Source organism: Salinimicrobium xinjiangense DSM 19287 (assembly GCF_000423585.1).
Lineage (GTDB): Bacteria > Bacteroidota > Bacteroidia > Flavobacteriales > Flavobacteriaceae > Salinimicrobium > Salinimicrobium xinjiangense.
The window spans coordinates 447,042-471,167 of record NZ_AUIG01000001.1; the positions used below are offsets into that span (position 1 = coordinate 447,042).

Here is a 24,126-nt window from a genome sequence, read left to right on the forward strand (position 1 = left end):
TTCAAAATTCAAAATAACCTATTGCTGAAAATATTTCTGAATAAGGTAATTATTAAAGGTAAGTAGTGGATTTTCCTAAACAAAATACCAGGATTTCTCAATACTCAAAATTCTCCTCGAAAAATGCCATTTTTGGAAAGCTATGCTTTTATGAAGATCCCGAAAACTAAAAAGTCCTCACAGGTTTTCAAAACCTGTGAGGACTAATCCAAAAAAATCTCAATACTCAATACTTAAAACTCAATACTATACATTGAACCTAAAATGCATCACATCACCGTCCTTCACAACATATTCCTTCCCTTCAACCTTCATTTTTCCGGCTTCTTTGACTTTTGCTTCACTTCCGTATGAGACGTAATCGTCATAGGCGATCACTTCGGCGCGTATAAAACCTTTTTCAAAGTCGGTGTGGATCACTCCGGCGGCCTGAGGTGCAGTGGCACCAATAGGAATAGTCCAGGCTCTCACTTCTTTTACACCTGCAGTAAAATACGTCTGCAGATTCAACAGCTGATATGCTCCTCTTATCAATTTTGCTGAACCGGGTTCATCCAATCCTATATCCTGAAGGAACATTTGACGCTCCTCGTAATCTTCCAGTTCAGTAATATCGGCTTCTGTTCCAACAGCAAGAACAAGTACCTCTGCACCTTCGTCCTTCACAGCTTCCTTTATTCTATCCACATATTCATTTCCCGAGACTGCATCTTCCTCATTCACATTACATACATACATAACAGGCTTGTCTGTAATGAACTGTAAAGGTTTTATGAATTCAGCTCTTTCCTCCTGCGTCAATTCTATAGCTCTTACAGATTTTCCTGCTTCAAGCCCTTTCTTAACCTTCAGTAAAGCGGCTTCTTCTTTCTGAGCTTCTTTATTTCCGGTCTTGGCTGCACGTTTCACCTTCTCCAGCTTTTTTTCTGCTGTTTCCAGATCCTTCAGCTGCAATTCCATATCAATGGTTTCCTTGTCTCTAACGGGATTGATATTTCCATCAACGTGAACGATATTATCATTCTCAAAACACCTTAAAACATGAAGAATGGCATCAGTTTCCCGAATATTTCCGAGGAATTGGTTTCCAAGTCCTTCTCCTTTACTGGCACCTTTTACCAAACCTGCGATGTCCACGATTTCCACAGTGGCCGGCATTACTCTTTCGGGATTCACCAGTGACTCCAGCTTTTCAAGACGCTTGTCCGGCACATTGACCACTCCTATATTAGGTTCAATAGTACAGAAAGGAAAATTGGCGCTCTGGGCTTTTGCATTTGAGAGACAATTGAATAAGGTTGATTTTCCTACGTTGGGTAATCCTACAATTCCGGCTTTCATATAAAATATTTTGATGCTTTTTTAGCGGCTGCAAATATAGGTATAAGGATTGAATTTGGTGCCTGTAAAAATTCCGGAGTATTAACGGAGCAGCAGCAGAATTTTAACGTAGCATTATCAGCCTTTCTTTCTGCGCTACTTTAATTTTATGAATCTAAATTATATGAAGTTTGAAATCAATTGTAATTGCAGCATTTTTCCTGCTTTTTGGGATAAGCAATGCACAGCAGGCGACAGCTGACCCTAAAGCTGAACTTTACGTGCTCACCGGGCCCGAGACTTATGAGTTAAGTGAAGACATCTATACCTTCACTCCAGAACTCAATAATATTAAAATAAAAAAATTAGATAACAAGGAAGAGGTGGATTTCGGTACACTGCGAAAAACCACAGACGATGGTCTTTTTATAATGACCTCAATTGCAAGTGATGAAGTTTCTTTTGGACGATTTGATTCCCTCGGAAACTTTAAAACCTTACGCTACGATCCCACAACAGATAAGGTGCTTGAAGAGCATTTTAAGAGACAAAACAAAAGAAACCGTTTAGGTTTAAAGGAGTAGGTGTTTTTATCAAAAAGGTTTTACCCTACACCACGAAAAGGCGTTTGAGGAACAATCCTGAAAACGCCTTTTCTTTTACATCTGGAAATAGAATTTCAAACATTATTTCTTCCTATACGTCCTATAATTGTAAAGTCGACAGACTCAATATCCCCAAAACTCCTGTATAGTTCATTGCGGATTAACTCCACCGGATTCTCATTGTTTTCCTGCTCATAACTTTTTACTGCAGACCAGGTATTAAGATAACCAATTAACCTCTCAAAACTCCATTGCTGCCTCAGATGGAATTGTGGTATCGGTATTTCTTTAAACCGAAAGGGGATCGTCTGATAATTTTCTTCCAGGTACCGTCTTTCCGGTTGCCAGTAAGGCCCCACAATTTTATTATAAAAATGGTCGATAACTTCATTTGTTTCGGTATTACTTCTGAAAAGTGCATATCCAAAAATGGCAATTACAGCATCCTTTTTTAGAACTCTCTTTACTTCAGAATAAAAAGCATCAAGATCAAACCAATGTGCTGCCTGTCCTATCGTCACTAAATTAAAATGATCATCGGGAAAGCTGGTGCTCTCCGCCCTTTGCCTGGTGTATTTAATGTTGGGCTTTTGAACCGCCTGTGACAGCTGCTTAATACTAATATCGGTCGCACAAACCTGCTCAAAAATACTTGCTAGCTCTCCTGCCACCTGTCCGTTTCCCGTGCCACAATCCCAGGCTCTTTCATGAGATTCACAGAGCCTTTGTAAAAAATTGAAAAGTTCTGCCGGATATGTGGGTCGATAGCGGGAATAATCAACGGAATGTGAAGAGAATAAATCTTTCATATCATTGTTTAACAGTTAGTCAAAAAATAAAAAAAATTACCCTCGGCCTTATCGTGTTTTTATATTTTCATTAAAATAAACGTTTAAATCTTCTAAAGATCCAACACAATTAATATTTTTAAGGATGAAGAAACTAATGATCCTCGTGCTTGGCTTATGCCTTTCCTGTGCAGACAATGGGAAGGGAAAAGGACCTGAAACTGCTTCGCAGGAAATAGAATCTCAAATTGTACAACAAAAGGAATCAACATCTTCTGCTTTTATTCCTACTGTTAATTTTGAGGAATTCAACACAAAGTACCTTCAGCAAAAAAACGACACCACTTATATTATTAACTTTTGGGCTACCTGGTGTAAACCCTGTGTAAAGGAATTACCGGTTTTTGAAAAAGTAAATGAACAATACAAAGACCGGAAAGTAAAGGTTGTTTTGGCCAGTCTGGATTTTCCCGATAAGTTACAAAATCAGGTAATTCCTTTCGTGAAAAAATTTGATCTGCAAAGTAAGGTGGTATTGCTGGATGATCCCGATGCTAACTCCTGGATCCCAAAGGTTTCAGAAGAATGGAGTGGCGCTATTCCTGCCACAATTATATATAACAGTAAGGAACTGAGATTTTTCGAAGGTTCTTTTACTTATGAAGAACTGAATAAAGAACTTACAACTATTCTATAACTATGAAAACAAAGATCTTTTTATCTGTAATGTCTCTTGTTGCTGCCCTTTTTCTAAGCAGTTTTAAAGAAAACGCTGCTAACGGGCAAATAACGGCCCCTCTTGCAGAAGCTAAAATGAATGCTACCACCGGTTACAACATTGGGGATGAAGCCACTAACTTTAAGCTGAAGAATGTTGACGGGAAAATGGTTTCCCTTTCAGACTATCCTGACGCTAAAGGTTTTATTGTAATTTTCACCTGTAACACCTGTCCGTTTGCTGTTGCAAGTGAAGAGCGAATTGTAGCGCTGGACAGGGAATTTAAAAAGAAAGGTTATCCGGTCATTGCAATAAACCCTAATAATCCCAAAGTTCAACCAGATGATACTTTTGAACTGATGCAGCAAAAAGCCGAAAAAGCGGGATTCACTTTTCCCTATCTTTATGATGAAAGCCAAACAATATATGCGAAATACGGCGCCACAAAAACACCTCATGTTTATGTGCTTCAGAAACAAAAGGGTAAAAATGTGGTAAAATATATAGGCGCTATTGACGACAACGTACGGAATGCCGATGCTGTAAAAGTCCGTTTCGCAGCTAACGCCGTAAACGAATTGTTAGCAGGTAAGGAAGTTAGCCTTAAAGAAACCAAAGCTATTGGCTGCAGCGTAAAGCAATAGTTTTTTGACAAAGACTAAGAACGAAGCCTTGTGTTGAATGATACAGGGCTTCCTTGATTTTACAATTCATTTAAGATCAGTATAATCTCCCTTAATCTCTATTTTTTGACTTTTCGTTAATATGCTATAGGAATTGGGGAAAATGAAAGCTTACTGATATTGATCATATCCCGGTAGAGGTAAAATAAATAACTTCATCTGTTGGAGCCGCAAACATCTTTAACAAAACTGCGGAATCTTAGCTTTATGAAAAAATCAAGTCTTGATCTCTACCTGTTATTACCAATAAAGGGCTTTATTGAGAAGCAGACCTCTGTAGGCCTCCTTCTAATTTTTTCTGCCGTACTTGCGATGATCTTTGCTAATTCTCCACTGGCAGAAGCTTATCACAATTTCTGGAAGCAGTATATCCATATTGGTATCAATGATATGGTGATAAGGAAAAATCTCCTGCACTGGATCAATGATGGCCTCATGTCGATGTTCTTTTTCCTGGTAGGGCTCGAACTAAAACGGGAGATCATGCAGGGGGAATTGTCGAGCTTAAGAAAATCCCTGCTCCCAATAGCTGCCGCTGTGGGCGGAATGCTGCTGCCTGCCCTCATTTATTTTTATTTTAATAGCGGACTGGATTCCATATCGGGTTGGGGAATACCCATGGCTACAGATATTGCCTTTGCACTGGGAATCCTGTACTTACTGGGAGATCGGGTTCCTCTTAGTTTAAAAGTTTTTCTTACAGCCATAGCTATCGTTGATGACCTGGGGGCTGTGATCGTGATCGCCCTGTTTTACACTTCAGATCTTTCTTTTATAAGTCTGGCTATTGCTACCGTCTTCTTTCTGATCCTTATAACAGCTAACAGAATTGGCATACGCCATACCGCCTTTTATGCGATAATGGGAATTGGCGGTCTCTGGCTGGCCATTTTACTATCGGGAGTTCATGCCACCATTGCAGCCGTACTTGCTGCCTTTGCCATTCCCACCAGCAAAAAGATCAATACCTCTCTCTTCCTGCGAAAGGTGAGGTTATTATCCTACAGTATAAAATCTTTACAAAAAGAACCTGATATAAAAGAAGAACACCGGGAAGAGTCCATTACAAATACCATTGAAAAATTCACGTCGCTCACCAAGGATGCCACCCCTCCCCTGCAACGCCTGGAACATGCACTTTATCCTTTTGTAAGTTTTGTAGTCTTGCCCTTATTCGCCTTTGCCAATGCAGGTGTAACCATTGATTCGGAATCCTTTGGCTTCTTTTTAAGCCCTGTTACCATTGGTATCGTCATGGGACTGATTTTCGGAAAATTCTTTGGAGTCGTAATTTTTACAAAACTTATGGTAGCTCTCAAGATTTCTTCACTTCCAAAAGGAGTGGAATGGAAACATATTTATGGAGTGGGATTTCTCGCTGCCATAGGATTTACTATGAGTTTGTTTATTACCGAACTCGCTTTCGTTAATGAAGAATTCCTGGTACAGGCAAAAATTGGAATTCTGTCTGCTTCTCTGTTAGCCGGAATCATTGGTTACGCTTATCTCAAATGGATTAGCAATTCTAATGTAAAAAAGAAGAAAAAGAAAAGTGTGGCAAAAGTTGTGACTTCAAAAGAAGGGCCAAAGCAAAGATTTAAGATCTTACAATAACATTTTTTCTAATCAGAACAGTTAGTTATGACTTAGCAATATTCACCTCTCTAAAATCACAAATCTAGAGGGTATTTTTTCTGCACTAAATTTTAAAGACAAAATCGTCCTGCTTCAGCTGATTTTAGTCATTTTTCACAACTTTTTAATCTCCGGTACCGGTTCAGGTTTTGAATAAGCCTTACTTTTGCATCAGAATTTAAAACACTATGAAGAGAGGACTGTATATTGCGACTTTAGAGCCTAACAGCGGGAAATCCCTGATCTCCCTCGGGCTTATGAGAGCGTTGCTGGGAAAAACTGTAAAAGTAGGCTATTTCAGGCCCATTATAAATGAAGAAAAACCGGGGAACAGGGATAATCATATTGATACTGTGCTTAAGTATTTTGAACTTCCCATGTCCTATGAAGATTCCTATGCCTACACAAGAAGCGAAGTAATTCAAAAACGCAACGAAGGAAAATCGGGAGAAATCATAGATACCATCATTCGGAAATACAAGAAACTGGAAGAGGATTTTGACCTGGTTTTGGTGGAAGGCAGTGATTTTTCGGGAGAAGGAAGTGTGTTTGAATTCGATGAAAATGTGAACATTGCAAAAAACCTGGGGCTACCGGTTATAATCATTGCCAGTGGCCGTGGTAAGACCAAGGAAGGTCTAATGGGCAGCCTACAAATGGCCTATCAAACCTTTATTAAAAAGGATGTACGGGTTATAGCTATGGTGAGTAACAAGATCGAGCTTGATAACCTTACCATAGCTACCAATGGGATGAGAGAGTTTCTCCCCGATGATGTTGCAGTTTTTGCACTACCTCTAATTGATACCCTGGCAAATCCAACGCTCAAGGAGATCGTAGAAGAGCTTAATGGTAAAGTCTTGTTTGGAGAAGAATTTCTCGATAATCAATCGGGTAGCTTTAACGTAGGGGCAATGCAATTACGCAATTACCTAAAACACTTGAAGAATGAAAGCCTTGTGATCACTCCCGGGGACAGGGCAGATATCATCCTGGGTGCTCTGCAGGCACACATTTCAAGTAATTATCCCCGCATTTCGGGAATCATTTTAACAGGAGGATTGATCCCTGAAGATTCGATCATCAAACTAATAGAAGGTCTTTCCCAGGTGGTTCCAATAATTTCTGTTGAAGAAGGAACCTTCCAGGTGACCAATAAAGTGGGAGCGATAAACTCAAATATTTATGCCGATAGTACTCAAAAGATCGAAACTTCCATTAGCACCTTTGAGAAATACATCAATATTGATCCTTTAATTGAAAGATTTGCGGGACTTAAGCCTACAGGGCTCACGCCACGTATGTTCCAGTACAGCCTGGTAAAACGTGCTCAGCAGCAACGTAAACATATCGTTTTACCCGAAGGTACAGATGAGCGAATACTCACAGCGGCTTCCCGTCTTATTGCCATGGATATCGTTGATCTTACCATATTGGGAGATGAAGAAGAGATCAGGAAAATGATCATGAATCTTGCACTTCCCATGGATTTTTCCAAACTAAGGATAATCAACCCTACCACCTCAGAACATTTTGATGATTATGTCAAAACTTTCTATGAATTGCGGAAACATAAGAATGTTAATATGGACATCGCGCGGGATCTTATGAGTGATGTATCCTACTACGGTACCATGATGATCCATAAAGGACATGCAGATGGAATGGTATCGGGAGCAGCTCATACTACCCAACATACAATTAGACCTGCTCTGCAATTTATTAAGACCAAACCCGGAGTATCTGTAGTTTCTTCGGTCTTCTTTATGTGTCTTGAAGACAGAGTATCCGTCTTTGGAGATTGTGCAATTAATCCTAACCCTACAGCCGAGGAACTTGCGGAGATCTGTATTTCTTCTGCCGAAAGCAGCAAGGCCTTTGGAATTGAGCCAAAGATTGCCATGCTCTCCTACTCTTCCGGAAGTTCAGGAAAAGGCGAGGATGTTGACAGGGTACGGGAGGCTACAGAAATCGTGAAGACCAAACGTCCCGATCTAAAGATCGAGGGACCAATCCAATACGATGCTGCAGTTGACCTGAATGTCGGAAAAAGCAAATTACCCGGATCTGAAGTTGCCGGACAGGCCAGTGTACTTATTTTCCCCGACCTTAATACCGGGAATAACACCTACAAAGCGGTACAAAGAGAAACAGGAGCCCTGGCCATTGGCCCAATGCTCCAGGGACTTAATAAACCAGTGAACGATCTAAGTCGGGGATGTACCGTGGATGATGTATTCAATACGGTAATTTTAACTGCAATACAGGCACAGGGGCTTTAAGGTTTAAGGTTTAAGGTTTAAGGTTTAAGGTTTAAGAAAAAAGAGAAACAGAATTTGAATATTCTCATTTCTCAATACTAAATACTCACTACTACAAAATGAAAAATATTTTAATAATAAACTCCGGAAGCTCTTCTTTGAAGTTTCAGCTTATCGAAATGCCTTCAGAAAAAGTAATGGCTTCGGGACTGGTGGAACGCATAGGACAGGCTTCAGGAAAAATTCACTATAAATCTGAAGCTTTCAATACTTCCGAAGAGATTGAGATCAAAGATCATTCGGTAGCATTAAAGGAGGTTACAAAACATCTTATGCACAAAGATTACGGGGTAATTAAAGATCCTGCCGAAATTCCTGCAATAGGACACCGTGTGGTGCATGGAGGTGCGAGTTTTTCAAATACCATAGTTATAGACGAAAATGTAAAGGCTAAGATCCGGGAGCTATTCTCGCTCGCGCCCCTGCACAATCCTCCAAACCTGAAAGGAATTGAAGTGGCCGAGGAGATATTTCCCGATGCCCTGCAGGTAGCAGTTTTCGATACTGCCTTTCACCAAAGCATTCCATCACGTGCTAACAGATATGCCATTCCGAATGAATTCTATGAGAAAGAGCATATTCGTGTTTATGGTTTTCATGGTACCAGCCATAAATATGTTTCTGAAAAGGCAAATGAATTCCTCGGAAAACAGGATTCCAGGATTGTCAGCATCCACCTTGGAAACGGCTGTAGCATGACGGCAGTAAAAAATGGCCACAGCATAGATCACACCTTAGGATTCGGTCCCGTAAACGGACTTATCATGGGCACCCGAAGCGGAGATATTGATCAGTCTGTCATATTTTATATGATCGAACAGCTTGGATATACTGCAAAGGAAGTTAGTGATCTTCTTCATCATAAAAGCGGAATGATTGGTCTCACCGGCTACAGTGATCTTCGCGACATTGAGGAGCAGGCCGAAAAAGGCAATTCAGAATGCCAGTTAGCTCTTGAGATGAATGCTTACCGTATCAAAAAATATATTGGAGCGTACGCAGCCGCAATGGATGGGCTTGATGCAGTCGTGTTTACCGCCGGGATTGGGGAAAACTCTGACGTAATTCGCAGAATGGTTTGTAGAGATATGACCTATTTGGGGATTTCTCTTGATGAAGAAAAGAACAGTCTGAGATCTAAGGAGATAAGAGCTATTTCCAAAAAGGACTCAGCCGTAAAAGTTCTTGTGATCCCAACAAATGAAGAATTGGAGATCGCTAAGCAAACACTGGCTTTGATTTAATCGGCTTCAAAAATGACATCTTTGAGCGGGGTTACCTATACAAATAAATAGGTTTCCCCGCTTCTTACTTTCTCAGCAAAGCTTGCAATACTATTCTCCTCGAGCTCCTTTCGAAATTTGTATTTTAAAGGTTGTACAGAAAAATGTACAGGACAGGGTTTTTCTGAGCTACACTCTTTTAACCCCAACACACACTCATCCAGCCTGTCTGTACCATCGATAAGTTTTACTACTGCCAAAAGTGGCATCTTCTGGGCTTCGGGGGTAACATAAAAACCACCGGTGGGCCCTTTAGATGAGGAAATAATGTTTTCCCTTGATAGGGTTTGTAATAGTTTGGCTAAAAATGGTGATGGTAGCTTTATTGCTTCTGCAATTTCCTTTGCCCTTATTTTATTTGTCTTACTGGAATGTACTGCGAGATACAGCACGGCATTCACAGCATATTTACTGGAGCTTGATAACATGAACTGATTTAATTTGTGGTTTCATGATTTATGGATCCTAAAAACGGACCTGAGGGTCCAAATTTAAAAGAATCCTGATTCTTATCATATTTAATATGCTAAAATAGATCTAATTTTCAATATATAATTCGTCTGTCTTTTCATAAAGACCTGAAATTCGGGTATCCACATCGCTTTAAAAATATTTAAAGATCTTTTTATCCTATTTTCGAGTAAATATCTTAAATTTGCAGCATAACATTAATAACCTTATCATGAAATTAACATTTAAATTCTTATCGGTTTTCCTCATACTTCTGGCTTTTAGTTGTGGAGAAAAGGAAGAAAAAGAAAAAATTAAACTTACAGATACCAATAAGGAGGTTCAGAAAAAAACGGTAGAGGAAGCTGTCTCTACCACTGCCGAAGTAGACAACATGGATAACAAGGGTGTTGGTCCAATCACATCTCTTTCCATTGAACCAGGAATTAATCAGGAAATGGCTTCAAGGGGTCAGGAACTTTTCAAGAACCTGTGCTCTGCCTGCCATAAAATGGACAAGAAATTTGTTGGACCTGCCGTCGCAGGAGTAACCGAAAGACGTTCTCCAGAGTGGATTATGAACATGATCCTGAATCCTGAACAAATGATCAAGGAAGATCCTATCGCCAAGAAATTACTGGTGGAGTCGAACATGGCAGTAATGGCCAACCAAAATCTTTCTGAAGAGGAAGCAAGAGCTATTCTGGAATATTTCCGGAAGTATGATCAGGAGAATTAATTTCCTGATATGTCATCCAACTTAAACCGTCTCAACCAAAACCATTATTTATGAAAATTGTCAAATCCACTTTTTTAATTCTAGCTGTCCTACTTGTCATTGCCGGTTGTAAAAATGAAACCGGTAAAGACGAGTCCACTCCTACTCCTTCCCGGGAAATGACAGAATCTGAATCGAATAAAGGTCAGGCCTTTATTGATGATGACAGTGAAACTCCAAATGCCCTGCGTGTAGCAGTGGAGTCTCCAGATCATTCTACTCTTGTAGCTGCTGTTCAGGCGGCCGAGGTACAAAATGCTCTTGTAAACGTTGGACCTCTTACTGTCTTTGCTCCTACTAATGAAGCTTTCGACAAACTTCCTCAGGGTACAGTGGAAGACCTTCTGAAACCTGAGAACAAAGGAAAACTGGCGTACATTCTCAAAAATCATGTGGCTCCAAGTAATTATCCTGTTGACATGCTTATTAAAAATGTTGAAAAAGGAAGAACGCTATATATGGCTTCCGGAGAAAATGTGGAAATAACTCAGGAAGGGGAAGATATCCTCGTAGGAGGTGCCAAAATACTCGGAACAGTAAAAGCAAGTAATGGCTGGGTCCACGTGGTGGATCAGGTTATTTTACCTAAAAACAATTAATCTATCTTTCAATGAAACACTTTAAATTTATTTTATCAATAACATTTCTGAGCCTGCTCATGGTGGGTTGCGGAGATGATGACAGGAAATCCTCGAACAGATCCTCCAGTGGTGCAATGGCTTCCAATGCTGCCGAAAGAGTATATGTGGCTCCGGGGGAACATGATGAATTTTATGCCTTTATTTCGGGTGGATATAGCGGAAACCTCACAGTGTATGGCCTACCATCGGGTCGAATGCTGAAAGAGATCCCGGTCTTTTCTCAATTCCCTACTTCCGGTTATGGATATTCTGAAGAGACCCGTCCCATGTTGAATACATCATTTGGTTTTATACCATGGGGGGATTCTCACCACCCGGATATTTCTCAAACTAACGGAGACACCGATGGACGATGGGTATTTATCAATGAAAACAATACTCCCCGTATTGCCAGAATAAGCCTTGAGACTTTTGAAACCGAAGAGATCATAGAAATTCCCCACAGTGCAGGAAACCACTCTTCATCTTTTGTTACAGAAAACACGGAATACGTGGTGGCGGGAACCCGCTTCTCTGTTCCTTATCCCCAAAAGGATATGCCGATAGAGGAAATGAAAGGCAATTTCAAAGGGCCTCTCACCTTTATCGCGGTAGGAGATGACGGTAGAATGAAAATCGATTTCCAGCTTGATATGCCCGGATTCAACTATGACCTTTCACACCCGGGACGCGGTGACTCTCATGGTTGGTTCTTCTTCACCACTTATAATACAGAAGAAGCCCACACTATGCAGGAGGTAAACGCATCACAGAATGATAAGGATTTCATAGCCGCTGTTAACTGGAAGAAAATTCAGGAATATGTACAAAATGGTGGTGGTGAGGAAATTGATGCCGAATATGCGCACAATGTTTATGACCACAGTACACACACTGCCACTTCCACTATGATGAATAAGGTATTAAGGGTGGATCCACGTGAAGTCGGGGATGCGGTATTCTTTATGCCCACCCCAAAATCACCTCATGGTTGTGACGTAGACCCTTCAGGTGAATATATTGGTGGGAATGGGAAACTTTCTACAGACCTAACTGTGCATTCTTTTTCTAAAATGATACAGGCGATTGAAAATGAAGATTTCACAGGAGAAGCTTATGGTATTCCGGTTCTTAACTTTGATTCTACTCTTGCAGGAACTGTAAAAGAAGGTGGACTCGGACCCCTACATACAGAATTTGATGGCAAGGGGAATGCATATACTACCTTCTTCATTTCTTCTGAAGTGGTAAAATGGAAGTTAGGAACATGGGAAGTTCTTGACAGGCAACCAAGTTATTACTCTGTAGGGCACCTCATGATTCCCGGTGGAAACTCAAGAAATCCTGAAGGAAAGTACCTTATCTCTATGAATAAGATCACAAAAGACAGATACCTACCAACGGGACCTGAACTGGAACATTCTGCTCAGCTCTATGACATCTCGGGAGAGAAAATGGAACTCTTACTTGACTTCCCAACTCACGGGGAGCCACATTATGCAGCAGGTATATCTGCCGATAAGGTTAAGCCAAATTCTAAGAAGATCTACAGGCTGGATGAGAACAAGCATGCCAGAGCTGCTCTTAGTGAAGCTGATACAAGAATGGAACGCGACGGAAACAATGTACATGTTTACATGACTACTGTAAGAAGCCACTTTGCACCAGATAACCTGGAAGGAATTAAAGTGGGAGATAAAGTTTTCTTCCACGTGACCAACCTGGAACAGGACTTTGATGTACCCCACGGCTTTGCTATTATAGGAGCCAATAACTCTGAATTACTGATCATGCCGGGGCAAACCAAGACAACTACCTGGGAACCTAAGAAAGAAGGGGTATGGCCATTCTATTGTACAGACTTCTGCTCTGCCCTACATCAGGAGATGCAGGGATACGTCAGGGTATCTGGAAAAAATTCCAATGTACCATTAAGATGGACGCTGGATGGAGAGTAGCCTTATGTTTAATTAGTTAATAAGTTTCAACTCTTCAATATTTAGAAAGCGGGATAGGGTTTAACTACCCGCTTTCTTTCTAAATAACAACAAATGAAAACCTCAGGAATATTAATGATTATTGGCTCAGCATTATTGTTAGGCCTTTTTATATATCCTTTATGGAATATTAGACTTGAAGCCCCACAGTATCCAGATCCTCTCGGCATGGATATATTCATTGCAGGAATTGAAGGAGAAGAGGAATTCGATATTCAGAATATAGATGGAATTAACCACTATATTGGAATGAAAAAAATTCCTAAACCAGAAGAAATGTGGGAATTCAACACTTTTCCAATAGTGATTGGTACAATGGCCGGATTGGGTATCCTACTTGGTCTCCTTGGTTTTTTTGGAAAAATAAGCCCCCACTGGTTTCTGGGCTGGCTGGTTTTAATGACAATCCTGGGTATTCTGGGAATGTATGATTTCAACAATTGGCTTATCGAATACGGTACAGACCTGGACCCAAAAGCTATTATAAAGCTCACGGACTCCGAGGGAAATCCATTAAGTTATAAACCACCCCTATTGGGTTCTGAAAAAATACTGAACTTCACAGCCCACTCCTACCCGCGAACCGGAGCTTATCTTATGTTCCTTGGAATGTTTCTTACTTTAGTAGCCTGGTTTGTTGGTTATAGAAGTGAGCCGTCAAAAACTAAGAAATAATATGAAAGATCTGTTCTACCTGCTGTTTGTCTTTACAATGCTTTCCTGTAGCACCCAGCCTGAGCCAATAAATTACGGTACAGATGCATGTAGCTACTGCGAAATGACCATAGTTGATAAATCTTTTTCTGCACAGGCAGTTACTGAAAAAGGAAAACAATTCAAATTTGATGCGATTGAATGTCTTATTAATCATCAAATACAAAATAACACAGAAATGGCTACACAGCAGGTAGCAGATTTTACAGAACCGGGCACTATGATTGAAGTCGAGACTGCCTTATTTATAAAGAATGATACTATTAAAAGTCCTATGGGTGAAAATCTTGCGGCATTGAAGAAAGAAGCCGACAAGGTAAACAGTAAGTCTGCCGATGTGTATTCCTGGAATGAAATCGTCAACCTCTTTCGGGGAAGAGACTCTCTTTCTTTAAACAATTAAGTTATGGGAAGGTTATTCTTTCTTCTCTTCACTTTTTTAATATTTTCTCTACAGGCGAGCGAAATTAAAGTTTGTAAAAATTGTGAAATCTCCTCCATCCAACAAGCGGTAGATCTTGCTAAAGATGGTGATGTTATAAGAATTAAAAGTGGCACCTATTACGAGAATGAAATTACTGTAATAGATAAATCCCTTCATATTATCGGAGAAAATGAACCGGTGATCGATGCCCAATTTAATGGAAATGCTTTTTCCATACGTGCAGAAAACTTTACTGTAGAAGGTTTAAAAATTATTAACATTGGAACCAGCCATACCAGTGACTTCGCTGCCATACTGGTATCCCGGTCGAAAAATTTTGAAATCAAAAATAATCGTCTTGATAACATCTTCTTTGGTATCCTCCTGGAACGCTCATCCAATGGTAAGATAACAGGTAATGAGATAACCGGTGACGCACGGGACCAGGCTAACTCGGGAAATGGTATTCATTTATGGAATTCGGAAAATATCCTGGTCCATAATAACAGTATTATTGGCGTACGCGATGGTATTTACCTGGAATTCACAAGTGGCTCAAGGCTCACTCAGAACTTCTGTAAAAATAATTTGCGGTATGGTTTGCACTTTATGTTTTCCAATAACAATGATTATTTAGACAATACTTTTGAAAATAATGGGGCCGGTGTAGCGGTAATGTATTCAAAGTTTATAAAAATGCACAGAAACATTTTCAGGAAGAATTGGGGCAGTGCTTCTTACGGTCTGCTATTAAAGGATATTGATGATTCTGAGCTGAAAAACAATTATTTCCACGATAATACAATTGCTATAAGTGCAGATAACACTAACAGGATCCTTTATGAAGCTAATGAATTTGCAGACAATGGCTATGCAGTCCGCATCCGCGGTGCCTGCTATAAAAACGTATTTATCGATAACAATTTTCTCCATAATTCTTTTGATGTAGCCTATACCGGAAGGATCAATGAAAATGAATTTACAGGAAATTACTGGAGTGAATATACAGGCTATGATTTGGATAAAGATGGGATTGGAGATGTACCATACAGGCCTGTTAAGCTGTTTTCCTACCTTGTAAACAGAACTCCCGAAGCTATCATCCTTTTAAGGAGTACGTTTATTCATCTTATGGATTTTTCGGAAAAAGTCTCACCTATATTTACACCGGCAGAGTTAGTGGATGATAAGCCCCAAATGAGAAAGATCGTATGGTAAATATTAAGAATTTACATAAAAAATTCGGAGCATTAAAGGTACTTGACGGGCTTGAGCTGGAAATCGAAAATAAAGGAATCATTGCTGTCTTAGGCCCAAATGGATCAGGAAAAACTACATTGATAAAGAGCATCCTGGGAATGGTTGTTCCAGATAAGGGAGAAGTCCTGGTAATGAAGGAGAATATCAGGAAAGGCTGGAATTATCGGAAAGAGATCGATTACCTGCCTCAAATTGCTAATTTTCCCGGAAATCTCAGGGTTACAGAGCTCATAAGTATGATCAAGGATCTGAGAAATAAACCGGCCCGCGACAAAGAGCTGATAGCATTCTTTAATCTGGAACCCTTTCTCAATAAAAAATTAAACAAACTTTCCGGAGGAACCCGGCAAAAAGTAAACCTAGTGTTATGTTTTATGTTCGACAGTCCTATTGTTATTCTTGATGAACCTACATCGGGCCTTGATCCTGTTTCTCTTTTACACCTAAGGGATTTACTTCAGCAAGAAAAAGAAAAAGGAAAAACAATAATAATCACCTCTCATATTATGAGTTTCGTCGAAGAGATCTCTGACAGGATCTTATTCCTGCTCGAAGGAAGAATATATTTTGATGGTACTGTTGCAGATCTTAAATCATCTACAGGAAAATCCAGTTTTGACCATGCTATCGCTCACCTGATATCCCCTGAAAATGCTTAAAATATTAAAATATAGTTTTTTTGATCTTACCCGTAGTAGCTGGAGTTATGTCTACTTCCTATTCTATCTGCTATTAGGATTTGTACTTTTATTCTTAAATAATGACCTCTCCAATGCCGTGATCACCCTCATGAATGTTATCATCATGCTTGTGCCTCTTATCGGAACTATATTCGGGGTAATGTATTACTACAATTCAAGAGAATTCACCGACCTCCTGCTCGCTCAGCCTGTAAAACGCAGCTCTATTTTTTTAGGCCAGTATTTCGGAGTCGCCCTGTCCCTCTCCTTAAGTCTTATACTTGGACTGGGAATTCCATTTGCAGCTTATGGATTATTTAAATCGGCAGTAATATGGGACTTTTCGATGTTACTTGTAATAGGAATATTTTTAACTCTTATTTTCTCTGCCCTTGCATTTAACATTGCGATTTCCACAGAGAACAAAATAAAGGGATTTGGATATGCCATTCTGCTTTGGTTATTCCTGGCGGTTATCTATGACGGACTGTTCCTCCTCTCTCTTATATATTTTCAGGAATATCCCCTGGATAAATTTTCCTTAATTGCTTCCATGTTCAATCCTATTGATCTCTCCCGTATTTTAATTCTGCTCAAGCTGGATATATCTGCCTTACTGGGATACACAGGAGCTGTTTTTAAAGACTTTTTTGGAACTTCTAAAGGATTAATTGCTTCACTGATGGTCCTGTTGTTATGGGTGATTATTCCAATTTTAAATATTGCCCGGGTAATCAGGAAAAAGGATTTTTAGAACCTTCTCATAATTTAGAATTTATTATTTATTGTTTAACAGCGTTTTACAGTTATTCCCTGTCCTGTTTCTTAACTTGAAATAAATAAGTTTAACCACTTAAAACATAATCAAAATGAGAAATCAGGAAATATTAAACAAGTTATCCAATTGCATTAATCATTGTAATTATTGTGCTGATGCATGCCTCGATGAGGATAATGTGAAAATGATGGTAAAGTGTATCAGAATTGACCGTATCTGTGCTTCAGTTTGCGCAACAGTAGCCGATGTTCTGGTAACCAAACATAGCAATGTTCAGGGACTTATGGACTACTGTGTCCAAATCTGCGAAGAATGTGCAGAAGAATGCGAGAAACACGAACACCAGCACTGTAAAGATTGTGCAAAAGCCTGCAGGGAATGTGCAGATGCCTGTAGAAAATATGCAGCGTAAGAACAAAAAAAACCCGGATCGAATTTCCGGGTTTTTTATGTCTCTAAAATGCCATTTTCAGGACCTCTCTTCGTGAAGATCCACCCGTCCATATAATTCATTAAGTTTAAAAAGCTTGTGAGAGCGCTCCATGGGTATTTCTGAAGATCTTACTCTCCAGGACCAGTTTCCTTTTGTACTACCGGGGGTATTCATAATGGCCTCCCCTCCTAATCCAATGATGTCCTGTAGCGGAATGATTGCTATCCCTCCTACCGACTGCAGTGCCATCCTGTGAAAAACCTCGGGGATTTCTTCTTCAGAGATTTTCCTGCCCAGATAGTCTCTCACATGTTCCTTTACTTCTTTACCCGCTTCCCTATACCATCCAAGAGTGGTATTATTATCATGAGTTCCTGTATAAATAATGCTGTTGAAGCTGTGATTATAAGGAATATAGGGATTGCCCCTGTTAGGATCTCCAAATGCAAATTGCAGGACCTTCATTCCGGGAAAATTATAGGCGTCCAAAAGCTCATAAACCGGCTCATCCAGTACCCCAAGATCTTCGGCTATAAATGGCATTTTTGGGAAGTGTTGTTTTACCACTCTGAAAAAATCAATTCCAGGAGTCTTTTTCCATTTTCCGTGAATAGCGGTCTTCTCCCCTGCCGGAACTTCCCAATAAGCGGCAAACGCCCTGAAATGGTCTATCCTTACCACATCAAACAACAAAAGGTTTTGCCGCAATCGATCTATCCACCAGGCATACTCCCGTCTCTCTAGTTCCTCCCAGTCATATACAGGAGTTCCCCATAGCTGGCCTGTTTTACTGAACATATCTGGCGGTACGCCCGATACATGAGTAGGATTTTTATCCTCATTCAATTTGAATAATTCGGGATTTGTCCAGCAGTCTGCACTGTCATGATTGATATAAAAAGGTACATCTCCAAAGATCTTTATTCCCCGGTTATGCGCCTCCTTCATTAGCCTTCCCCATTGAGAGAAGAAAAGATACTGTACAAACTTTTCCTTTTCTATCGTATCTCTAAGTTCTTCTTCTGCCTGTTCTAAAGCAGCCGGATTCCTGTCTCGAAGTGCGGCGGGCCATTCTACCCAATTTGCATTCTTATACCTGTGTCTCAAAGCTAAATACAGACAGTAATTATCAAGCCAGGAGGCGTGATTCAAAAGAAACTCCTCATAACCGGGATTTACTCCTTTCCAGGATTTGAAGGTTGAAAAGGCTGCTTCAAACAATAGATGTTTATAAGTTTCTACAGTATCAAAAACGACTTTTCCTTCATGTAATCCCGAAGGTGCCGGAAAATCTTCCAGATCAATATAACCGTCCTCTTCAAGTAAGCTGGGGCTAATCAACATTGGATTACCTGCAAAGGCAGAATGGCTGCTATATGGAGAGTGATGATATATCCCATCTGTAGGATTAAGAGGTAATATCTGCCAGTATTTATGTCCCGATCGTTTCAGGAAATCAAGAAATTTATGAGCTTCAGGGCCTAAATCCCCTATTCCGAATTTTCCGGGAAGGGAGGTTATATGTAAAAGAATGCCACTGCTTCTTTTTAATTTCATGTTAATTGGAGTTTGTTAATAATGCGACGGGAAAATCGGTGAAAAGATCGGAAATCAAAATAGAACCGGAACTATATTTTTTTCCTGAAAATGCATCTGTAAAATCACCTTTCAGTTCCTCTGGAATTTCTATTTTAACATCCTTAAAATCCTCAATCCTGAATTCCATATCTTCAGAAAAAAGGGAGGTTACCTTTAATGGAGCTATCACGAGAGCAATCCTGTCATTAGATCTGCGGGCAAAAACCACAATTTTCTCATCATGTCCATCCGAAACCTTCAAAGGAAGATATGCACCCTCTTCGAAAAGCTGAGGGAGATTTCTCCGCGTCTTAAGAGCCTTGTGGAGACAATACATTTTTATTTTACCATATGTGAAATCCTGCTTTAGCTTATTGAGATCATTTACAGAAATATTCTCCAGTTCATCCAGGTATTCTTTTCTGAGATCATAATCCACAGGCCTTCGGTTATCCGGATCAACATAACTGAGATCCCACAATTCTGTACCCTGATATATATCCGGAATTCCCGGAGCTGTTACCTTCAGTAAGGCCTGGGAGAGGGATTTTATAGCTCCGTAAACTGCTACTTTTTTATGAAATGGATTAAAAGATTTCAGGAAACCCGGGTGGCCGATGAGTTTTTTAAGATAAGTATAAACCTCCTCCTCATAGGCTTCATCCGGTGCAGCCCAGGAAGAGTTTTCCTTTGCTTCTCTCAATACCTTTTGAAGGTAAGCGGTAGAGCGTTTGTAAAATTCTTCTCCGGGATCTCCCTCAAAAGGCCAGGCGCCAATTAACATCTGAAAAATAAAATATTCCTCATTATTATTTGGTCCGGAATTTTCCCGGATCTCCTTTCCTATAGATCTCCAATGCCTCACATTTTCAAACCATTCCCCGACTAACTCACTCAGTACATTGAGCCGCATCCTTGAATCCTCTCCGCGTTTTGTGTCATGAGTGGCAGTAGCGTTGATGGAAAGCGGGAAATCTTGCATTCTAAGCTGCATTCTCCTGTGGAATCCTTCAACAGAAATCCCAAAATTTTCAGGGGAGTCTCCTACTTCATTATGGGAGATCAATTCGTTAAAGATGTAAAATGTTGTGTCCTCCACCCCTTTTGCTGCCAAAGGTCCCGTATATTGCTGACAACGCTGAAGGAACTGCAGCATGGCATCCTTATCTTTTCCGGCCTCTCCAAGAAATATCTGTTTTATTTTTTCCAGTTCTTTTTCAAGGGATGGAGCATAAGAAACAGCATTATGGAAAGCGGCATCGATTATCTTTCTCTGCCTTTTTCTAAGTGGATATTCTTCAGGATAGATCCTGTAAACCGGAAAACCGGCAAGAAAATTCCCCAGTGCTTCCTTTTCTGCGTTTGCTTCCTCTTCAAACAGATTTAGCTTAAGACCCAGGTTCCACAAATTCGCATATTCACCTCCCATTCTTTCATTTAATATGAAAAGTTTCTGATGATATACCAGGTCGTTATAATCAGAATTTTTTGGATCTATGCTTTCATAAGCTTCTGTGAACTCCTGTTCGCTCTTTTGATCGGTTAACAGTTGGTTCACACTTGCTAAAAAACCATATCCGCTGGTTCCTTCCGCAGGCCAGTGTACCGGAAGTTTTTCATCCCACTCCAGGATCTTCTCTATTACGATATAAAAATCTGGCCCCAGTTTTTGTCGTAAACGCTCCAGGTAAGCTTTGGGGTCAAAAAGGCCGTCTACATGGTCAATTCTTAGCCCCTGGATCAGGTTTTCCTCACACAACTGCAGGATAAAGCGGTGATAATTATCAAAAACTTCCTCATCTTCCATTCTGAGGCAGATGAGATCATTAATAGTGAAAAACCGTCTGTAATTGATGTGTCGCTCTGTTTCTTTCCAGTGAGCAGGAATAAAAAACTGTTCGTCAAGAATTTCTTTCAACTTTGCTTCAGAAGCGTTGATATCTTCCAAACGTGCATGTAATCTATCATTGAACCCGGCATCTTTATTCATTTCCCTCACCAGAAATTCCTTAAGTTCCTGCCAGGATTCATTTTTAGCTGAAGCATTCTTCAGTTGTTCATGCCATTTTTCATCAAAATTCTCATCCAGGATTTTCTGGTAGGATTTGGCGGAAGCACAATATTCCTGATCAAAATATTTAAAGAAAAGTCCCTTCTTTGAAACCTTAAGTTGCAACTCCTTTTGAGCGAGTACCTCCTCAAGCGGACTCCCAAGGAAGGGTGCCATTACTCTACCTCCATCCTCCCAATTAATATCAAAGGAGTTATAATGAACAGATTCAGGACCCAGTTCAAAAATATCCTGAAGCCATACGTTACTTCCGTCAAAGGCCATATGGTTGGGTACTATATCCTGTAGCCAGCTCATATTCTTTAACTGAAGCCGTTTACTGATCTTCCTGAAGACGTCCAGCCTTCCAATTTCCTTGTTCAGTCGAAAGGGATTTGTAATGTCATAACCATGGCTGCTGCCCTTGCGGGCCTGAAAAAAAGGTGCAGAGTAGACCGTGGAAATCCCGAAGGAATCGAGGTAATCGATTATTTCCTGTAGATCTGCAAGAGTGAATTCCGGAGATAATTGAACGCGATATGTAGAAACCGGATTTTTCATTCCACAACCAGGTTTACAGACTCTTCCAGTTCATGGAAAGCCTCAATCCAGGCTTCAGCAGTTTCATCTCCATTTTCACTTTTCTTAAGCATTTCCTCATAATGGTCCTCCTTTATGCCAAATGTGATATTCTGAACTTCCCATTTTTCGGGGTTTACGGGAGTTTCATCTATCATTCGTACCATAGAATTGATCTCATGAAGAAGGGATAGATTTGCAGGATCTTTTTCCAGAATAAGTATTTTTTCAGTCAATTTTCTATCTACCAGATAATCGAGGGTCACCAGGTCAAGATTAGCATCAATTGCAACTGCCGATTTAATTTGTTTAACAAGTTTCTTGAAGTTGAACTCCTTCTTCTTCAACTCCTTTACAAGACGGTTATTTACAGCCATTTCTACAGGTAATTTGAGCCTTGAAGGCACTCTCATATTTATTTCCTGGAAGGTTTTAAGCAAAGGGTATGTATTATCATATAACTGTTGCATAGCTCCTTCTGCACCCGTAAGATTGTTTTCCATCACCTGTTTCATGATAAGATGTTGTTCATCACGAAATAAATGCCAGAAAGAGTAGTTATGATTTCCAAAATGTGTATCCATTAGATTAAAAATTTCATAGATATTACCTTTTTCAAAGAAAGTGGACATCCTGGAATGTAGATCTTCCAGGGCTTCACTGCTAATATATTGTCTAACTCCTCCAAAAATATGATGATCTCCCATGTATAGAACGGCATAGGAAATATCGACTTTTTCCCAGGTAATATCACTTCTAAATTCAGTGCGGGCAATTATGAGCCTTTGCTTCCCTGCCTCATAATAATGACTGGCTTTTGAGGTGGCACTAAAGTTATAAAGCGTTACTTCCTCTGGAAACTCCTCGAAAACCGAGGAAATTGCATAATGTGCGCCTACCCTTATCATATCAAGCTCCATGGGTTTCACATGCATTTCGTAAGCTTTATAGGCGTTTCCATACTCCGGAATGTTACTGGGAATATCTTTGAGGGATTCAACGAATTCGGGTTCGTATTTGTCCCCGCTAATTTCTTCCGCAAGCTGTATCGCACGGGTAGCATAGAAAATATCCTGCATGGATTCAATTCCCGTTACTTCATCGAAGAACCAGCCGCAACTGGTGTACATTAACATTGCATGATACTGCATTTCGAGTAACTTGAGTAGATTCACTTCATCTTCTTCAGAAAGCTCATTGCCAAAGTTTTCTGTAAGGAAGTTCTTTACATTAGTTTGTTCCCGGTTGAGGATCACCTGTATATATTTATTTCTCACCCCCCAGGGATTTGAAGTATAGGGTTCCATTTGCTCTTCATAAAGAACAATCAGTTTTTCCCTTACATCATCAAAAGTCTGTCTTAACGGCTCCCGCCATTTTTGGTTCCAGTCGCCGTTACCACCGGTATTACATCCGCAGTCACTGCGCCATCGCTCTACACCGTGATAACAACTCCAGGAGGTGTTCTCCAGTATCTCAGCCTCGTATTCGGGAGGGAATTTTTCCAGAAACTCTCCATAAATGGTCAGATTGATATTATCATCCTGCTCAAGGGAATGGAGACAGTAAGAAAGAGCCATTTCTCCCAACTTATGGTGATGGCCATAGCTTTCCCCGTCTGTTGCAATGTTCACCAGCTCCAGGTCGTCATTATTTTTCAACTGCCCCCGCAGCCTGTCGGCAAAACCCTCTCCATTATTCAAAAGGCCCTCGAAAGCCACAGCCTGGGAAGCGGGCCCATCATAGAAGAACAGGCTTATTTCATTCCCGGAAGGCAATTTACAGGTATAAGCCCTGCGGGTATTGACCTTTGCGTCTGTTGCATCCTGCCATTCGGTAGTGCCGATTTTTCTTACTCTTTTGGCCTGGTATGGTGAGAGAATAGTGAATTTTATTCCGTGTTTGGCCAGCATTTCCAGAACACTGGTATTAACGGCTGTTTCCCCCAACCACATTCCTTCGGGTTCTCTGCCATATCTTGTTCTGAAATCCTCAATTCCCCAAATTACCTGGGTTTCCTGGTCCCGCTCATTCGCCAGCGGCATAATAAGGTGATTAAAGGCCTGGGCTAAAGCAGCGCCATGTCCCGAAAAGGTTTCCATACTTTGTTTGTCGGCTTCGAGTATAGCCTCATAGGTTTCCGGCGTTTCATTCTCCATCCACGCAAGCAACGTGGGACCTATGTTAAAGCTCATCCAGGCGTAATTATTCATGATCGCCTGTATCTTTCCTTCGTCACCTAAAATTCTGGAAGCCGAATTTCTCACATAGCATTCTGCATTGATCCTGTGGTTCCAGTCATGATAAGGATAAGCAGATTCCTGCATCTCTACCTTATTTAACCACGGATTTTCTCTTGGCGGCTGATAAAAATGGCCGTGAACACAAATATATTTTTTACTCATTTTATTTATTATTAGTTAAACCCCGGA

At 40.3% G+C, this 24,126-nt stretch carries 21 protein-coding genes; 15 read left to right on the top strand and 6 right to left on the bottom strand.

All coding sequences use genetic code 11. The features are described from left to right. Positions 1-246: 246 nt before the first annotated feature. Positions 247-1,341, bottom strand: coding sequence for a redox-regulated ATPase YchF (gene ychF / locus G564_RS0102065; RefSeq protein WP_029036193.1), 1,095 nt, complete (start codon positions 1,339-1,341; stop codon positions 247-249). A gap of 170 nt (positions 1,342-1,511) precedes the next feature. On the opposite strand from ychF, the gene G564_RS0102070 reads away from it, so the two are divergent. After that, a complete protein-coding gene (locus G564_RS0102070) occupies positions 1,512-1,904 on the top strand; it encodes a hypothetical protein (protein ID WP_029036194.1) in 393 nt (130 codons plus the stop codon). Positions 1,905-1,999: 95 nt separating this feature from the next. On the opposite strand, the gene G564_RS0102075 is transcribed toward G564_RS0102070, so the two are convergent. Beyond that, positions 2,000-2,734 (bottom strand): class I SAM-dependent methyltransferase, encoded by a 735-nt coding sequence (locus tag G564_RS0102075; protein WP_029036195.1) that lies wholly within the window; start codon positions 2,732-2,734, stop codon positions 2,000-2,002. 124 nt (positions 2,735-2,858) lie between these two features. Here G564_RS0102075 and G564_RS0102080 point away from each other — a divergent pair, with 124 nt between their 5' ends. The 5 genes from G564_RS0102080 (at position 2,859) to G564_RS0102100 (ending at position 9,314) form a co-directional block, all read left to right on the top strand. Continuing rightward, on the top strand, positions 2,859-3,410 hold the full coding sequence (locus G564_RS0102080; RefSeq protein ID WP_037373265.1) for a TlpA family protein disulfide reductase: 552 nt from the start codon (positions 2,859-2,861) through the stop codon (positions 3,408-3,410). A 2-nt stretch (positions 3,411-3,412) separates the two neighbouring features. Then, positions 3,413-4,075 carry a thioredoxin family protein gene (locus G564_RS0102085; RefSeq protein ID WP_029036197.1) on the top strand — a complete coding sequence of 221 codons (663 nt, stop codon included), beginning with the start codon at positions 3,413-3,415 and terminating at the stop codon, positions 4,073-4,075. Positions 4,076-4,321: 246 nt separating this feature from the next. Continuing rightward, positions 4,322-5,728 (top strand): Na+/H+ antiporter NhaA, encoded by a 1,407-nt coding sequence (gene nhaA / locus G564_RS18345; RefSeq protein ID WP_037373266.1) that lies wholly within the window; start codon positions 4,322-4,324, stop codon positions 5,726-5,728. Positions 5,729-5,937: 209 nt separating this feature from the next. Next, positions 5,938-8,031: a phosphate acetyltransferase gene (pta, locus tag G564_RS0102095; protein WP_029036198.1), complete on the top strand. Its 2,094-nt coding sequence runs from the start codon at positions 5,938-5,940 to the stop codon at positions 8,029-8,031. 98 nt (positions 8,032-8,129) lie between these two features. Then, positions 8,130-9,314 (top strand): acetate/propionate family kinase, encoded by a 1,185-nt coding sequence (locus G564_RS0102100; protein ID WP_029036199.1) that lies wholly within the window; start codon positions 8,130-8,132, stop codon positions 9,312-9,314. A 35-nt stretch (positions 9,315-9,349) separates the two neighbouring features. On the opposite strand, the gene G564_RS0102105 is transcribed toward G564_RS0102100, so the two are convergent. Continuing rightward, the gene (locus G564_RS0102105; protein WP_029036200.1) at positions 9,350-9,781 is read right to left on the bottom strand and encodes an RrF2 family transcriptional regulator; all 432 of its coding nucleotides are present in this window, start codon (positions 9,779-9,781) and stop codon (positions 9,350-9,352) included. 254 nt (positions 9,782-10,035) lie between these two features. Between G564_RS0102105 and G564_RS0102110 the strand changes: the two genes are divergently transcribed. The 9 genes from G564_RS0102110 to G564_RS20070 all read left to right on the top strand — a co-directional run bounded on the left by G564_RS0102110 (position 10,036) and on the right by G564_RS20070 (position 17,466). After that, positions 10,036-10,542 (top strand): c-type cytochrome, encoded by a 507-nt coding sequence (locus G564_RS0102110; RefSeq protein ID WP_029036201.1) that lies wholly within the window; start codon positions 10,036-10,038, stop codon positions 10,540-10,542. Positions 10,543-10,592: 50 nt separating this feature from the next. Next, entirely contained in the window at positions 10,593-11,180 is a 588-nt protein-coding gene (locus G564_RS0102115) for a fasciclin domain-containing protein (protein WP_029036202.1), read from the top strand. A gap of 11 nt (positions 11,181-11,191) precedes the next feature. Continuing rightward, positions 11,192-13,159, top strand: a complete 1,968-nt coding sequence (nosZ, locus tag G564_RS0102120; protein WP_029036203.1) for a Sec-dependent nitrous-oxide reductase — start codon at positions 11,192-11,194, stop codon at positions 13,157-13,159. Between the two features lie 93 nt (positions 13,160-13,252). Beyond that, positions 13,253-13,873, top strand: coding sequence for a hypothetical protein (locus G564_RS0102125; protein ID WP_029036204.1), 621 nt, complete (start codon positions 13,253-13,255; stop codon positions 13,871-13,873). 1 nt (position 13,874) lies between these two features. Next, positions 13,875-14,315: a nitrous oxide reductase accessory protein NosL gene (locus G564_RS18350; RefSeq protein ID WP_037373268.1), complete on the top strand. Its 441-nt coding sequence runs from the start codon at positions 13,875-13,877 to the stop codon at positions 14,313-14,315. Positions 14,316-14,318: 3 nt separating this feature from the next. Beyond that, complete coding sequence (locus G564_RS0102135) at positions 14,319-15,554, top strand: nitrous oxide reductase family maturation protein NosD (protein WP_029036205.1); 1,236 nt, start codon at positions 14,319-14,321, stop codon at positions 15,552-15,554. Beyond that, complete coding sequence (locus G564_RS0102140; protein ID WP_029036206.1) at positions 15,548-16,255, top strand: ABC transporter ATP-binding protein; 708 nt, start codon at positions 15,548-15,550, stop codon at positions 16,253-16,255. The genes G564_RS0102135 and G564_RS0102140 overlap by 7 nt, the downstream gene beginning before the upstream one ends. Further along, on the top strand, positions 16,248-17,030 hold the full coding sequence (locus G564_RS0102145; RefSeq protein ID WP_029036207.1) for a nitrous oxide metabolic protein: 783 nt from the start codon (positions 16,248-16,250) through the stop codon (positions 17,028-17,030). Before G564_RS0102140 ends, G564_RS0102145 begins: the two co-directional genes overlap by 8 nt. 208 nt (positions 17,031-17,238) lie before the next feature. Further along, positions 17,239-17,466, top strand: coding sequence for a four-helix bundle copper-binding protein (locus G564_RS20070; RefSeq protein ID WP_316928837.1), 228 nt, complete (start codon positions 17,239-17,241; stop codon positions 17,464-17,466). Positions 17,467-17,523: 57 nt separating this feature from the next. On the opposite strand, the gene malQ is transcribed toward G564_RS20070, so the two are convergent. From malQ to G564_RS0102160, 3 genes are read right to left on the bottom strand one after another with little or no spacing between them, the layout of a single operon-like run. Further along, positions 17,524-19,044, bottom strand: a complete 1,521-nt coding sequence (malQ, locus tag G564_RS0102150; RefSeq protein ID WP_029036208.1) for a 4-alpha-glucanotransferase — start codon at positions 19,042-19,044, stop codon at positions 17,524-17,526. 1 nt (position 19,045) lies between these two features. Further along, entirely contained in the window at positions 19,046-21,676 is a 2,631-nt protein-coding gene (gene treY / locus G564_RS0102155) for a malto-oligosyltrehalose synthase (protein WP_029036209.1), read from the bottom strand. Continuing rightward, a complete protein-coding gene (locus G564_RS0102160; RefSeq protein ID WP_029036210.1) occupies positions 21,673-24,099 on the bottom strand; it encodes a DUF3536 domain-containing protein in 2,427 nt (808 codons plus the stop codon). The genes treY and G564_RS0102160 overlap by 4 nt, the downstream gene beginning before the upstream one ends. Positions 24,100-24,126 lie beyond the last annotated feature (27 nt).

Bases quoted from the DNA above. Each gene is read 5' to 3' on its own strand.
- ychF (WP_029036193.1), bottom strand. From the start codon at position 1,341: ATGAAAGCCGGAATTGTAGGATTACCCAACGTAGGAAAATCAACCTTA.
- G564_RS0102075 (WP_029036195.1), bottom strand. From the start codon at position 2,734: ATGAAAGATTTATTCTCTTCACATTCCGTTGATTATTCCCGCTATCGA.
- G564_RS0102080 (WP_037373265.1), top strand. From the start codon at position 2,859: ATGAAGAAACTAATGATCCTCGTGCTTGGCTTATGCCTTTCCTGTGCA.
- G564_RS0102085 (WP_029036197.1), top strand. From the start codon at position 3,413: ATGAAAACAAAGATCTTTTTATCTGTAATGTCTCTTGTTGCTGCCCTT.
- nhaA (WP_037373266.1), top strand. From the start codon at position 4,322: ATGAAAAAATCAAGTCTTGATCTCTACCTGTTATTACCAATAAAGGGC.
- pta (WP_029036198.1), top strand. From the start codon at position 5,938: ATGAAGAGAGGACTGTATATTGCGACTTTAGAGCCTAACAGCGGGAAA.
- G564_RS0102100 (WP_029036199.1), top strand. From the start codon at position 8,130: ATGAAAAATATTTTAATAATAAACTCCGGAAGCTCTTCTTTGAAGTTT.
- G564_RS0102105 (WP_029036200.1), bottom strand. From the start codon at position 9,781: ATGTTATCAAGCTCCAGTAAATATGCTGTGAATGCCGTGCTGTATCTC.
- G564_RS0102110 (WP_029036201.1), top strand. From the start codon at position 10,036: ATGAAATTAACATTTAAATTCTTATCGGTTTTCCTCATACTTCTGGCT.
- G564_RS0102115 (WP_029036202.1), top strand. From the start codon at position 10,593: ATGAAAATTGTCAAATCCACTTTTTTAATTCTAGCTGTCCTACTTGTC.
- nosZ (WP_029036203.1), top strand. From the start codon at position 11,192: ATGAAACACTTTAAATTTATTTTATCAATAACATTTCTGAGCCTGCTC.
- G564_RS0102125 (WP_029036204.1), top strand. From the start codon at position 13,253: ATGAAAACCTCAGGAATATTAATGATTATTGGCTCAGCATTATTGTTA.
- G564_RS18350 (WP_037373268.1), top strand. From the start codon at position 13,875: ATGAAAGATCTGTTCTACCTGCTGTTTGTCTTTACAATGCTTTCCTGT.
- G564_RS0102135 (WP_029036205.1), top strand. From the start codon at position 14,319: ATGGGAAGGTTATTCTTTCTTCTCTTCACTTTTTTAATATTTTCTCTA.
- G564_RS0102140 (WP_029036206.1), top strand. From the start codon at position 15,548: ATGGTAAATATTAAGAATTTACATAAAAAATTCGGAGCATTAAAGGTA.
- G564_RS0102145 (WP_029036207.1), top strand. From the start codon at position 16,248: ATGCTTAAAATATTAAAATATAGTTTTTTTGATCTTACCCGTAGTAGC.
- G564_RS20070 (WP_316928837.1), top strand. From the start codon at position 17,239: ATGATGGTAAAGTGTATCAGAATTGACCGTATCTGTGCTTCAGTTTGC.
- malQ (WP_029036208.1), bottom strand. From the start codon at position 19,044: ATGAAATTAAAAAGAAGCAGTGGCATTCTTTTACATATAACCTCCCTT.
- treY (WP_029036209.1), bottom strand. From the start codon at position 21,676: ATGAAAAATCCGGTTTCTACATATCGCGTTCAATTATCTCCGGAATTC.
- G564_RS0102160 (WP_029036210.1), bottom strand. From the start codon at position 24,099: ATGAGTAAAAAATATATTTGTGTTCACGGCCATTTTTATCAGCCGCCA.